Below are 13,809 nucleotides of genomic sequence, written 5' to 3'. Positions count from 1 at the left end.
TAGCGGGATAATAATCAAAATATGTCTAACAGGAAGCTGAATGTTTTTTTACCTTTTTTAATGGCGGTAGTGCTGGCCCTCGGGATGTTCTTAGGTCACAAGATGCCTGGATCGAATACCGGCGGCACCACAGTGTTTTTTGCCAAACCCAAGAACGGCCCATTACAGGAAGTACTCGACCTGATAAAAACCAAATACGTTGATACCATCAACACAGATAACCTCCAGCAGGAAGCCATAGAAGGAATGTTGCTCCACCTGGACCCACACTCTGTCTATATTCCGCCTTCCCAACTGCAGCAGGTAAATGAAGACCTGGACGGCAACTTCCAGGGCATCGGTATCGAATTCAATATCACTGCCGATACGGTAAACGTTGTATCTGTCATCAGTGGCGGCCCATCCGAAGCAGCAGGCCTGCAAACCGGCGACAAGATCCTCAAAGTAGGCGATAGCCTGATTGCCGGCAATAACGTCACCACCGACAAGATCCGTAAACTGCTGCGTGGCCCTGCCGACTCAGAGGTAAGTACCACCATCTTACGTGGCACCAAACAGTCTGTCGTGAAAATCAAACGTGGTGTGATCCCGGTAACCAGCATCGATGCCAGCTATATGCTCGCTCCTGGCGTGGGTTACATCAAAATCAGCAAGTTCTCCGCCACCACTTTTGACGACTTTATGAAGTCTATGCGCGAACTCCACGATGCCGGCATGAAAAAACTGGTCATCGACCTTCGCCAGAACCCGGGCGGATTCCTGGATGCAGCTACCCGCATCGCCGACGAATTCCTCGATGAGGGTAAACTGATCGTTTATACCAAAGGAAAAGACTTCCCAAGAACAGACTATAAAACCAAACGTCCTGGCATGTTCGAAAAAGGCGCCCTTGCCATCCTCACCGATGAAGGCTCTGCTTCTGCCAGCGAAATCCTCGCCGGCGCTATCCAGGACCACGACAGAGGAACCATCATCGGCCGCCGCACCTTCGGTAAAGGCCTCGTTCAGGAACAGTACGACCTCGATAATGGCGGTGCATTACGCCTCACCGTTGCCAGGTACTATATTCCTTCCGGCCGCAGTATCCAGAAACCATACGGTAACGGACACGATGCGTATGACGAAGATATCAACGACCGCTTTAACCACGGCGAACTGGTTAACAAAGACAGTATTCGTATAACCGATACCGTGCCTTACAGAACTGCGTCAGGCCGCCGTGTATATGGTGGTGGTGGTATCACCCCGGATATCTTCATACCATTTGATACCAGCCGCTTCTCCACTACGCTCATGGCGATGTATTCCCATAATACCTTCAGCAACTTTGCCTATAGGTATTACACTACCCACCAGGCTATGTTCAAGCAATATAAAGATGCGCAGGACTTCGTGAAAAACTTCGAAACGACGCCAGCGATTTACCAGGAATTTATGAGCTTCGCCAAAACCGACAGCGTTCCTGGCCTGAACAAAGTGACTGCCCGCGAAGAAATAGAAATCAAGTCCAGAATAAAAGCCTTAATGGCCCGCCAGCTGTACAGAACAGAAGGTTTCTATGAAACAATCAATGCGAACGATCCGGCTGTAAAGAAAGCACTGGAAGTAGTTGAAGCGGATAAAGAAAAATAGATCTCTTTAAAAATACCCGAATGCCATCGCTGATAAAGCGGTGGCATTTTCTTTTTCTGCCTATGTTATGTTGTTTGTTTGGTAGAGAGGATAACCCCGAAGATGATATCCGGGAAGATGATATTTGGGAGATAATGTCTGGGAGATAGTGTAAGAGAGATAGTGCCATCATCTAAATAAGACATAAAAGAAAAGCGCTTCCGGTTGGAAGCGCTTTTCTTTTATGTCTTATTGGTAATTCGTTATTGTGCTTTACGCTGCATTTTAGGTAAGCTCTGTACGATCAGGTCATTCATCACGTTAACAGCTTCATCCAGGTAGATGTCTTTGGTCCTGGCTTTTAACCAGTCTTTATTACGGGCTACCTTAGAGGAGTCGTTACCTAATTTATCCAGGTCTACCTTCATGCTGGTGATGTTGAGTTCTTTCACCTTATCATTCACGGCATCGTATCTTTTCAGTGCGGCAGTATTTACTTTCTGCTCGTTTTTATAGGTATCGATGTTGAGTGAATAACTATCCTGTTTCTCCATTTTTCTGAGGGTAGCCAGGTTTTCGTTCATCAGTTTGAAAGCAGGGCTGGTTTCCATACGCTTATCGCTGCTTCTTTTCAGTGATTCGGCGTTTACCGGATTATGCCAGATGGTATAATCTGATTTAGGAATCTCATCCCATGCCAGTGCGTCACTGTCTTTACGTTCAGACACCTCATAATAAGGATCTGGCAGCACGATATCAGAAGCTACGCCTTTGAGCTGGGTGGAGCCACCGTTTGCGCGGTAGAATTTCTGCTGTGTCAGTTTCAGTGCACCAAGGCTCTGGCCATCTTTCACAGGATAGAAATCGTCCAGTGTGTAGAGGCGTTGTACGGTACCTTTACCGAAGGTTTGTTTGCTACCGATAATTACGGCGCGTTTGTAATCCTGCATGGCAGCGGCGAGGATTTCAGATGCAGAAGCGCTGTATTCGTTGACCATGATAGCCAGCGGGCCATCGTACTGAACATTTTTATCGCGGTCGCGGAGCACTACTGCCTGACCACCTCTTGAGCGAACCTGTACGATAGGGCCTTCAGGAATGAAGAGGCCAGCCATCTGTACTACTTCCGGCAGTGAGCCACCACCGTTGAAGCGCAGGTCGAGGATGATACCTTCTACCTTTTCGGCTTTCAGTTTAGCAACTTCTTTGGCTACGTCATCTGCACAACGGGCACCGTTACGGTCGTTGAAATCGGAATAGAATTCCGGCAGGTAGATATAACCAATTTTATGTGTACCGTTGATCACTGCGGACTTAGCGAAAGTTTCCTCCTGTACGATCTCGTCACGTATGATGGCGATGTCCTTTACGGTACCGTCCACACTTTTCACGGTCAGTTTAACGGTGGTTCCTTTATTACCACGGATCAGTTTCACAGCGTCTTCCACAGGGTAGCCGGTGATATCCACCGCTTCTTTATCGCCCTGGGCAACTTTCTGGATGACATCATTGATTTTGAGGCGGCCGTCTTTCCAGCTAGGGCTGCCGGTAATGATGCTGATCACTTTAATTTTGCCGTCTTCTTCTTTCAGACCGGCGCCGATACCAAAGAACTTACCAGCCATCTGCTCTTCGAACTGACGTTTTTCATCAGGTGGGAAGTAGTCGGTATGCGGGTCCATGGTGGTAGTGATGGCATTTACATACAGGCTAAAGCGGTCGTTATCGTCCTGATGGTTTTTCAGGCGTTCGAAGAAGCGGTCGTAGAGTGATTTTACTTTTCCACGAGCATCCGCTTCGAGTTGCTGGTCTGTTTTATTTTTAATGCTATCTACCTTGGATTTATCACGTGATTCCTGGAGGTCGGTGAATTTTTCCAGTGTGCGGTATTTCAGCAGTTTTCTCCATGCTTCGTACCTGGCAACAGAATCAACCGGATAATCGATTTTGTCTGCATCCAGCACTACTGATTCTTCTTTGGAGAAGTCAAATGGCTGGGCCAGGATTTGAGGATAGATACCGGCAGCTTCATTAATACGTTGTTTGATGATGGTGTTAATATTGCGGAAGCAATCCAGTGGGGCACCTTTCAGCTCATCGTCAACGTGTGTGGACAGGGGCTGGAGGGATTTGATATCACTTGCCAGGAAGAATTTCTTCTCGACATCGAGGCTACGCAGATATTTATTAAAAACTTCTTTGGAGAAGGCATCATCAATCGGTTTTGGTTGGTAGTGTCCTTCTTTCAGCATCTGCCCTACCAGGCTCATAATCACTTCGTAACGACCTGGAGGGTCGTCGTAGTGATTTAATTTGGTAAAGGCCAGTACTCCAGCGGACAAGCTAATCAGCACTACCGGGATTATCACTTTCAGTCTCATATGTATCTCAATTGAACAAAAATATTGTCAAATCAAATATAAAGTAAATTCGACCGCCTCAGGCGGAATAATTTACTCTTTTAACAAAAATTTGGCCGGGCTGAAAAGCCCGTCATTCTTACTGTGGATAACGAACGAATAAGCGTTTATGTTTGATTACCGCCGGCAGATTCGTCAGTCTTTGACCAGTTTGTACACGGCGCCTTTAAAACCATTGCTGGTGGAGGCACTGGTGAGTACGTACAGTTCACCTTTTGCATCCTGTCCCCAGCTGAGGATCTGCATATTTTCGTTGGGGCGGTTAGAGAACTGTAAATCAGCACGTTCCCATTTATTGCCGTTAGGCACAAGTACAAAGGCTTTTCCGTTATAGTCGCCAAAAACGTAGAGCCCTTTCAGTGAAGGAATATCATTTCCACGGTATATATATCCGCCGGTGATGCTAATCCCCAGATCGTGGTTGTATTCGTGGATCGGTGCAATCAGTTTGGATTTGTCGGCGCCGGCAGGCACGTTAAAATCGTGGTACCCTTCCATAATTCTCCAGCCGTAGTTACCACCTTTTTTGATAATGTCAACTTCTTCATACTTATCCTGCCCTACATCGCCGGCAAACAGGCGGCCATTGGCTTTATCAAAGGAGAAGCGCCATGGGTTGCGCAGGCCATAGGCCCAGATCTCCGGTTTTGCACCGGCAGTTTTAACGAAAGGATTATCTGCAGGCACTTTATATGGTGTTCCATTCACATCAATACGGAGGATTTTACCCAGTACGGTGCCGAGATCCTGAGCATTACCGATGGTGCCGTGTTTATCCCCACCGCCACCGCCATCACCGAGACCTACGTACAGGTAGCCATCAGGGCCGAATACCAGCTGGCCGCCATTGTGGTTGGATTCAGGCTGGTTTACCTCCATGAGTACACGCTCCGATTTAGGATCTACTTCATTCGGATTGGTGGCAGAAACAGTAAATTCCACCAGTTTGCTTTTATGGTTCAGGCCTTTTACCGGATTAGGAACCGGGGCACTGTAGTACATATATACTTTATGATTCTTTTTAAACTGAGGGTGAAAAGCCATACCCAGTAAGCCTCTTTCATCATAGGCAGCATTGATTTTCACCATTTCGCCGCTAACATCAGCAAATGGCTGGGCTACCAGTTTTCCATCCTGCACAATCCATACCTTCCCTTCTTTCTGGCAGAAAAACAAACGGTTAGTACCATCATTGGGCACGGCCATATTTACAGGAGAAATAAACTTATCTGTTACCAGTTCCAGTTTAGCCTTGCGTGCGGGTGGTTCAGCAGGCGTTTCCGGGCCACCGGCCAGACATGATACCGAGTTCAGTGCAGAAAGTAATGCCAGGCTGGCAAAACAGTATTTTTTCATAAGAGTGCAGGATTTTAGCACGATAAAAATAATCAAAGGCCTGAACATTCCACAGACTTATGATGAATGGCATATTTCGGGCCGGATAGGGTGAATAATCGGGGAAAACAAAAGTTCAATTATACTACCTTCGTTTAAAATTTCAACAGATTGGACACGACGGCAACTACAAAAAACGACCCATACGCTTCACTACGTTTCCCGGAATTCAACTATTACCTGGTCATTCGATTTACCATTGTTTTTGCGCTGACCATGCAATTTGCGATCATTGAATGGAAAGTTAACGAACTGGCCAGAGATCCGTTTGCATTGGGACTGATAGGCTTATCGGAGGTGATTCCGGCGGTACTGCTGGCACCTTTTGCAGGTCATATTGTAGATAAGCGGGAGAAGAGAGGGTTACTGCTGTTATGTATCATTGCCTACCTGTTTATTTCCACCGGACTATTCCTGCTTACCTGGGACAGGGCGGTACAAGGTATTCCCAAACACTACGTACTTTATATGATTTACTCCCTGGTATTTGTCGGGGGTATTGTCAGGGCCTTTACGAGTCCGTCCACCTTTACATTATTATCTTTACTGGTACCTAAAACCCTGTATGCCAATGCTTCCACCTGGAGTAGCAGTGCCTGGCAGATTGGAGGCGTATTAGGGCCGGCATTGGGCGGCTTTTTCATCTATCTTTTTGGGGTACATTGGTCGATGTTATTGGTGGTGGCCATTTTGCTGGCTCCATTATTCAGTTTACTGCAGATAAAGCCCAAACCGATTTTTTATAAATCGCAGGGAGAGGGATTTGTAGAGAGTCTGACCAAGGGTATGAAATTCGTCTGGAATACGAAAGTGGTGCTGGGCGCCATGGCCCTGGATATGTTTGCCGTATTGTTTGGCGGGGCTATTTCCATGTTGCCGGTATTTGCAACAGATATCCTGCATACAGATTCGCTGGGTTATGGTATCCTTCGTTCTGCGCCGGCTGTAGGCTCACTGATAACCATGTTTATACTGGCACACAAGCCACTCAATCATAAACCGGGCATTAAGCTGCTGGCAGCGGTATTTGCCTTTGGCCTGACCATTATCGTCTTCGGGGTATCCACCAGCTTTTACCTGTCGCTGGGTGCATTACTGTTCAGTGGTGTATTTGACGGGGTGAGCGTAGTTATCCGTCAGACGATTCTGCAGCTGAAAACACCGGACGACATGCGCGGCCGGGTGGCATCTGTAAGTTCTATGTTTGTGGGGTCCTCCAATGAGCTGGGCGCCTTCGAAAGCGGCTTTATGGCCAGGGCGGTAGGCCTGGTAAACTCAGTAGTACTGGGCGGTTGTATCACGCTGGGCGTGGTAGTTACCACCTATGTTATATCCCCAGCCATGCGTAAGCTGGACCTGAAGCCCTGACGGTTGCCGTCAGAGCTTCATTTCTGTTTTTAATCTCTCTAAAACATAATAAACAGCCGGACAAATCGTGCTGTTTTCATAGGTGATATTCGGGCGTTTGAAGAAGTCGAAGCTATCTGTATACGGATAGTTATGGCAGTCGCCGGGTCTTACATCGTAGATACCGCAATAGTTATCCTCTCCCAGAAACGGGCATGGGCTTGATTTTACTACATAGTCCTCATCTTTATCGATACGCAGGTAGGTATCGATGAAGGTGGCTTCCTTCATGCCCAGGTGTTTGGAAATACGTTTAATATCAGGGGCCTTGAAGCGTGGGCTGATGCTTTTACAGCAGCCGGCGCATTCCAGGCAGTCGATTTTGCTGAATGCTTCGTCGTGGAGTTCGGGCAGGAGTTTTTCCACTCCTTTACCTCTCCTGGTTTGTAGTTTCTGGAGGAACTGTTTGTTGGCTTTTTGTTTATCCTTCGCTTTCTGTTCCCAGTTTTCAAGTAAGTTGCTCATCGCTGCAAAGATAATCAATTCATGAATGGACAAAACTATGACATTAGCGGGCGGGCCAAACTAACCATTTATCACTGTTTTACCCAGTCTGGTAGCGGAGTTTTGGCGATTGCTAAAAATCGTCATAGCTTTGCGCATTCTATTTCAAACTACCTGCTTACATCATGAATCTTTTTGATATTCAACAAAATGAATTCGTGCACCGTCACATAGGGCCGAATGAAGCTGAGAAGAGTCAGATGCTGGAAACCATCGGAACCGGCAGTCTGGATGAGCTGATTAACAAAACTGTACCTGGCGCTATCCGTATGCAGCAGCCTTTGGCTATCCCTGCCGCGATCAGCGAAAGCGACTATCTCCGCCAACTGAAAGAAATTTCACTGAAAAACCAGGTTTACCGCAACTACATTGGTCAGGGTTATTTCGACACGATTACGCCGAGTGTGATTCTGCGTAATGTTTTCGAAAATCCAGGATGGTATACCCAGTATACTCCTTACCAGGCTGAGATTTCTCAGGGCCGTCTGGAGAGCTTACTGAACTACCAGACGATGATCAGTGACCTGACCGGTTTACCAATTGCCAATGCATCTTTGCTGGATGAAGCTACTGCCGCTGCTGAAGCGATGGGTATGTTCTTCAGTGCACTCAACAAAGATCATGACAACCTGAGCAGGCCTAAGTTTTTTGTTGATGCCAACGTTTATCCGCAGACCATCGACGTTATCCACACCCGTGCTACTCCGCTGAACATCGAAGTAGTGATTGGTGATTACAAAACTGCCCAGATTGACGCTACCTACTTTGGTGCGATCGTACAGTATCCAAACAACATCGGCGGTGCAGAAGACTACCGCAGCTTTATCGACAGCGTACATGCTGCCGGTGCATATGTTGCCATGGCTACTGACCTGCTGGCACTTACCCTGCTGACTTCTCCAGGTGAGCTAGGCGCAGATGCAGCACTGGGTTCCGCACAGCGTTTCGGCGTTCCGTTAGGCTTTGGTGGTCCTCACGCAGCATTCTTCACGGTAAAGGATGAATTCAAACGTAGCATTCCTGGCCGTATCATTGGTGTAAGTATCGATGCACAGGGCGAGCGCGCACTGCGTATGGCGCTGCAAACCCGTGAGCAGCACATCAAACGTGAAAAAGCAACTTCCAATATCTGTACTGCACAGGCATTGCTGGCTAATATGGCCGCGATGTATGCCGTTTACCATGGCCCTGCAGGACTGAAAAATATCGCAACCCGCGTAGCCTTACTGACTAAAACCCTGGCAGACAAACTGACTGCAAAAGGTTTACAGCTGGCAGCTGCCAACTTCTTCGATACCATCGTTGTTAGTGGCGCTGACGTAAAAGCAAAAGCAGAAGGCGCTGGTATCAACTTCCGTTACTTCGCAAATGGCGCGGTAGGCATCTCACTGGATGAAACTACTACCATTGGTGACGTGAATGATATCCTCAGCATCTTCGGCGCAGGCAGCACAGACGCTAAAGAAGTCAGTGCAAGCGGTACTGGCATTCCGGCAACACTGGAACGTACTTCCGACTACCTGACACACCCTGTTTTCAACAGCTATCACAGCGAATCGCTGATGATGCGCTACCTGAAATCACTGGAAAATAAAGATCTCTCTCTCAATACTTCCATGATCTCATTAGGTTCCTGCACCATGAAACTGAATGCAGCAACTGAAATGATTCCTTTGAGCTGGGCACACTGGAGCAAAATGCATCCATTTGCGCCATTAGCTCAAACTGCAGGTTACCAGCAGATGATCGATGAGCTGGGTAAATACCTGAGCGTGATCACTGGCTTTGATGCCTGCAGCCTGCAACCTAACAGCGGTGCTCAGGGCGAATACGCCGGTCTGCTCACGATCCGTGACTACCACGAAAGCCGTGGCGAAGGTCATCGTAACGTGATCCTGATCCCTATCTCTGCACACGGTACCAACCCTGCATCCGCAGTAATGGCCGGCTTTAAGGTTGTAGTGGTTAAAGCACTGGAAAATGGCTACATCGATGTAGCTGACCTGAAAGCTAAAGCAGAAGCGCATAGCCAGAACCTGGCAGGTATTATGATCACTTATCCTTCTACCTACGGTGTTTATGAAGAAACAGTAAAAGAAATCTGTGATATCATCCATCAGCATGGCGGACAGGTTTACATGGATGGTGCCAATATGAACGCACAGGTAGGTCTGACCGCTCCTGGTCTGATCGGTGCTGACGTTTGTCACCTGAACCTGCATAAAACCTTCGCTATTCCTCACGGTGGTGGTGGTCCTGGCATGGGCCCTATCTGTGTAGCTAAACATCTGGCTCCATTCCTGCCTGGTCACGTAGAAATCAGCAAAGGTGAATTCACCAACGCGGTATCTGCGGCTCCTTATGGTTCTGCCAGCATCCTGCTGATCTCCTACGCATATATCCGTATGCTGGGCGCACAGGGCGTGAAAGATGCATCCATGTACGCTATCCTGAATGCCAACTATATGAAGGCAAGACTGGAGAAAGCATTTGATATCCTGTACACCGGTGTTAACGGTACCTGTGCCCACGAGTTCATCGTAGACCTGCGTCCGTTCAAAGCTACCGCTGGTATAGAAGCAGAAGATGTTGCAAAACGTCTGATGGACTATGGCTTCCACGCTCCTACCATGAGCTTCCCTGTTGCCGGCACTATCATGATCGAGCCAACAGAAAGTGAAGATAAAGGAGAACTGGACCGCTTCTGTGATGCACTGTTATCTATCCGCGAAGAAATTCGTGCCATAGAAGAAGGCAAGGCAGACAAACAGAACAACGTACTGAAAAATGCTCCGCATACACAGTTGATCATCACTGCTGATGAATGGACCCGTCCATACAGCCGTCAGCAGGCAGCATATCCACTGGAATATGTGAAAGCCAATAAATTCTGGCCTTCCGTAAGCCGTATCAACAATACACATGGCGACAGAAACCTTATCTGTACCTGTGAACCTGTTAGTGCTTACGAAGAAGTAAACGCATAACGTTTTACGACGAAAAGCAATATAAAAGGGCTGTCCCGACTAAGTCGGGACAGCCCTTTTTTCGTTAAGTCAGTTTAGAATGCAGACCTGCGCATGCCGCCATCTACTACAGCAACGGTACCTGTAACATAGGAAGCGCGTGGAGAAACGAGGAAAACGGCCATATTGGCAATATCTTCCGGCTTGCCGAAGTCGCCCATAGGTATTTCCGCAGCAGCAAATTTCTGACGTTCCTCGCCGGGAAATATGCGGCGAATCTGTGCACTGTCAATAATTCCAGGCTGAATGGAGTTTACACGGATACCGTGTGGGGCAACCTGCGCAGCTAATTGTTTAGCCCAGGCGATCAGGCTGGCTTTAAACACCGCAGAAGCATTTATAAAGCGTAGCTCGAAGGTACTGGCCAGGTTGAGGATGGTGCCTTGTTTGCGCTCCATGAAATGTGGCAGCAGCAGCTGTGTTAAGCGGCGATGGTGCATGAAGTCGAGGTTCAGGGATTCCTGCCATTTTTCTTCGTCGCCGATGATGTCCAGCGGTTGACTACGGCCAGCATTGTTGACCAGTATATCGATTGTTTTAAAGTGTTCAAATGCAGCAGCAGCGATCTTTTCAGGGCCATCGGGCGCTGTAAAATCCTGGCTTAATAACTGTGGTATAGTTCCGCCTTCGGCGATGATTTCATCTTTTAACTGCTGCAGTGCAGCTTTATCCCTGGCTACAGCCAGTACTTCCACACCTTCCAATGCGAGTTCTTTCGTGATAGCCTTTCCGAGGCCCTGACTGGCGCCTGTTACAATTGCCGTTTTTCCATTTAAATGCAGATTCATAAAATGCTTCCTTTTGTGTGAAGAATGGGGAAACTTCCGGCCAGAAATTCTTTTGTAAAAGTAGTTGGATGCCGGTAATTTTGGAACAGGTACTACCGATTGTGTGGTACGCACAAACATGTTCGTTATGGCAACAAGAAAAGTTAACTCTACCTATAGCAGAAATGAAAAGTGTATAATCGATTGCGATATGACCTTCGCCGTAAATATGCTTGGCGGCCGCTGGAAGTTGTTATTACTGGATAAATTATCAAAAGGAACTTCCAGGTTCAGTGATCTGAAAAAAGAGTTTTCATATATGAGTGAGCGTATGCTGACATTGCAGCTGAAGTCGATGGAGCAGGATGGATTAATTGTGCGGCATGCGTTTGCAGAAGTTCCGGTGCGGGTAGAGTATTCGCTTACGGAGGCTGCTATTGAACTGAAACCTATATTGGCACTGCTGAGTGCATGGGGGAATAAGCAGAAAAGCTTGTTATTGAAAGAAGAATAAAGAGTTTGTTATAAAAATTTTCGGGGCTTAGCTGCAATAGCATTGCAGTTAAGCCCCGAAGTTATTTACGCAGCTATTATTATTTCAGGATGCTTTCCAGGACTTCCAGTTTGCCGTCGATAGGTTGAGTAATATCGAGTCCGAGGATGCGTGCTACCAGTGGATAAACGTTTACGTTTTCGAAGGTAGCGATGCGGGTATTTTCTTTGAAAGCAGGGCCCCATGCCATGAAGATTGCGTTCATGTCGGTGAGGTTGTTATCGAAGCCATGATGGCCGACATGCATCGCCCTTTTGCTAAAGCTGAAAGCATAGCCAGGTTCTGCCACCAGGATGATATCACCGATACGGTTATAGATATCTTCCTGACCGTAATGCCAGCGCACCGGTGTTTCCTGTTTCAGGTAAGCTGTATAGTGATTTTCGTTTTGTTTGAGGAATTTATAGGCAGTCGAAATTTCTTCTTCGTTGTTGCCGTAGAGCAATACTTTTTCACCACCTGGCGCAACTTTAAGTGCCTTTACAATACTTGTATCCGGTAATGACAGTGTATGTTGTGTATCGACATTGGTCATACCATGGTCGGATACGATTACAAAGCTGACAGGCAGATTGAGTTTACTAACTGCATCCGCCATTTTACCGATGGCGCTATCCACCTGGAGTACGGCCGCACGAACCTGTTCTGATTCAGGGCCGAAGCTGTGTCCTGCGTGGTCTACTTCAGGGAAGTAGAAGGTAATGAGGTGAGGTCTTGTTTCTTCCGGCATTTTGAGCCAGTTAACCACCTGCTGAATACGCTGGTCGTTCGATGTTTTTTCGTGGTATTTGAAATAGTAGGTAGGGCGGATATTCTGGATGGCAGCTTCAGAGCCCACCCAGAAGTAGCTGGCACTCACCATTTTTTGTTTTTCTGCCAGTACCCATAGCGGAGTACCGCCGTACCAGGAACCATCTGGCACAGTAACGGTATCGCCTACACGATAAGTCTCTTTTCTTTTACGGTCATAGAAGGTATTATCTACGAGGCCGTGATGGGCAGGATAAAGACCTGTTATGATAGAATAGTGATTCGGAAAGGTGAGTGAAGGGAAAGCGGGCTGCATGGCCAGGGCGCGAACGCCGGCGCCGGAGAGCCTGAGCAGGTTTTCAGCATGATATTTTTCTGCATAGTCGTACCTGAATCCGTCTATGGAGATCATGATTACGTAAGGTCTTGTCTGATTGGAAGCGCTGTTTACGCGGCCAGGAACAATTTGCTGTGTGGTGTCTTGTGCATGCAGTGTAAAAGCGGCACAGATCAATGTCAGTGTAACTAAAATTAACCGTTTCAATACTTAAATTTTTAGAATTGATCCGGGGGTAACAATAACAGATGGACTTACAACGGGCTGCAATTTACCTAATTAAACAGCAGCCGCCATAAAGTTAATTGGGAGTGGTAAAATGCTGGTTTTATCAGTGTTAAGATCTTGTTATATATAAATCAAAATTAATTATAGCGGAGGCTAATTCTGCTCATCATCTACCTAACGAATTAATACATAAACACATATATCATTTTAATAATTAATTGTTTTTGTATATATTAGCAATCTGAAAAACCATCTTTATTATGACCGACTACACCTTTATGACCACAGAGGAGAATTTTCTATTGCAGGAAGCTTTAAAAAAGAACAGACAGCAACTGACTAAATTCTTCCTGATTGGTGCCGCATTACTCCTGCTGGCTTCTGTGGTTCCTCAAATCATTCTTTACAGCCGTAACACTTCAGAAGATGCTGACCATTCCTTATTTTCCTATACAAATATCTGGTTCTGGATATGGCTGGTAGGCTTTGTGATTACACTGATCTTTGCGTTGATTAAGGTCACAGATATCCGTTACTGGGCCATCAAAAAGGATCTGGTACGATTACAGAAAGGCTTTATACAGGCGCCGTTGGAAGCAGTATATCTTGAAAACAATGACTCACAGACCAATTTCTCTGTTAAGTCTGAAGGCCGCAAGCGTTTGTATTACTGGATGGATGGGGAGCTGGCAGGTTATCGTGCAGGCCAGGAAGTAGAAATCAGTTTTGCAAGATATTCCAGGGTAATCATCAACATAAATAAAAAATAATTCTTTTCTTTACTGCTCACGATTCTCTGAAACGCCTTACT

10 protein-coding genes are annotated in these 13,809 nt (G+C 46.8%); 5 read left to right on the top strand and 5 right to left on the bottom strand.

What is annotated here, in order from left to right:
* The first annotated feature begins 21 nt into the window (after positions 1-21).
* Complete coding sequence (locus F3J22_RS27920; RefSeq protein WP_167021267.1) at positions 22-1,632, top strand: S41 family peptidase; 1,611 nt, start codon at positions 22-24, stop codon at positions 1,630-1,632.
* A 242-nt stretch (positions 1,633-1,874) separates the two neighbouring features.
* On the opposite strand, the gene F3J22_RS27915 is transcribed toward F3J22_RS27920, so the two are convergent.
* Both F3J22_RS27915 and F3J22_RS27910 read right to left on the bottom strand, forming a co-directional pair.
* Entirely contained in the window at positions 1,875-3,992 is a 2,118-nt protein-coding gene (locus F3J22_RS27915; protein ID WP_167021266.1) for a carboxy terminal-processing peptidase, read from the bottom strand.
* Between the two features lie 174 nt (positions 3,993-4,166).
* Positions 4,167-5,387, bottom strand: coding sequence for a sorbosone dehydrogenase family protein (locus F3J22_RS27910; RefSeq protein ID WP_205195752.1), 1,221 nt, complete (start codon positions 5,385-5,387; stop codon positions 4,167-4,169).
* 150 nt (positions 5,388-5,537) lie between these two features.
* Here F3J22_RS27910 and F3J22_RS27905 point away from each other — a divergent pair, with 150 nt between their 5' ends.
* Complete coding sequence (locus F3J22_RS27905) at positions 5,538-6,794, top strand: MFS transporter (protein WP_167021264.1); 1,257 nt, start codon at positions 5,538-5,540, stop codon at positions 6,792-6,794.
* 9 nt (positions 6,795-6,803) lie between these two features.
* Here the strand turns inward: F3J22_RS27905 and F3J22_RS27900 are convergent, their stop codons facing one another.
* Positions 6,804-7,298 (bottom strand): YkgJ family cysteine cluster protein, encoded by a 495-nt coding sequence (locus F3J22_RS27900; RefSeq protein WP_167021263.1) that lies wholly within the window; start codon positions 7,296-7,298, stop codon positions 6,804-6,806.
* A gap of 164 nt (positions 7,299-7,462) precedes the next feature.
* On the opposite strand from F3J22_RS27900, the gene gcvP reads away from it, so the two are divergent.
* Entirely contained in the window at positions 7,463-10,324 is a 2,862-nt protein-coding gene (gene gcvP, locus F3J22_RS27895) for an aminomethyl-transferring glycine dehydrogenase (RefSeq protein ID WP_167021262.1), read from the top strand.
* A 74-nt stretch (positions 10,325-10,398) separates the two neighbouring features.
* Here gcvP and F3J22_RS27890 read toward each other — a convergent pair whose 3' ends face one another.
* Positions 10,399-11,151 carry an SDR family NAD(P)-dependent oxidoreductase gene (locus tag F3J22_RS27890; RefSeq protein WP_167021261.1) on the bottom strand — a complete coding sequence of 251 codons (753 nt, stop codon included), beginning with the start codon at positions 11,149-11,151 and terminating at the stop codon, positions 10,399-10,401.
* 127 nt (positions 11,152-11,278) lie between these two features.
* On the opposite strand from F3J22_RS27890, the gene F3J22_RS27885 reads away from it, so the two are divergent.
* The gene (locus tag F3J22_RS27885; protein WP_205195751.1) at positions 11,279-11,644 is read left to right on the top strand and encodes a helix-turn-helix domain-containing protein; all 366 of its coding nucleotides are present in this window, start codon (positions 11,279-11,281) and stop codon (positions 11,642-11,644) included.
* Positions 11,645-11,723: 79 nt separating this feature from the next.
* On the opposite strand, the gene F3J22_RS27880 is transcribed toward F3J22_RS27885, so the two are convergent.
* Positions 11,724-12,977, bottom strand: a complete 1,254-nt coding sequence (locus F3J22_RS27880) for an ectonucleotide pyrophosphatase/phosphodiesterase (RefSeq protein WP_240155225.1) — start codon at positions 12,975-12,977, stop codon at positions 11,724-11,726.
* A 281-nt stretch (positions 12,978-13,258) separates the two neighbouring features.
* Here F3J22_RS27880 and F3J22_RS27875 point away from each other — a divergent pair, with 281 nt between their 5' ends.
* Complete coding sequence (locus F3J22_RS27875; protein ID WP_167021259.1) at positions 13,259-13,768, top strand: hypothetical protein; 510 nt, start codon at positions 13,259-13,261, stop codon at positions 13,766-13,768.
* Positions 13,769-13,809 lie beyond the last annotated feature (41 nt).

It is taken from the genome of Chitinophaga sp. Cy-1792, from assembly GCF_011752935.1.
In the GTDB taxonomy this organism is placed as follows: domain Bacteria; phylum Bacteroidota; class Bacteroidia; order Chitinophagales; family Chitinophagaceae; genus Chitinophaga.
The sequence above is the reverse complement of the archived record's forward strand: the minus strand, read 5'-3'. Positions and strand labels throughout refer to the sequence as shown.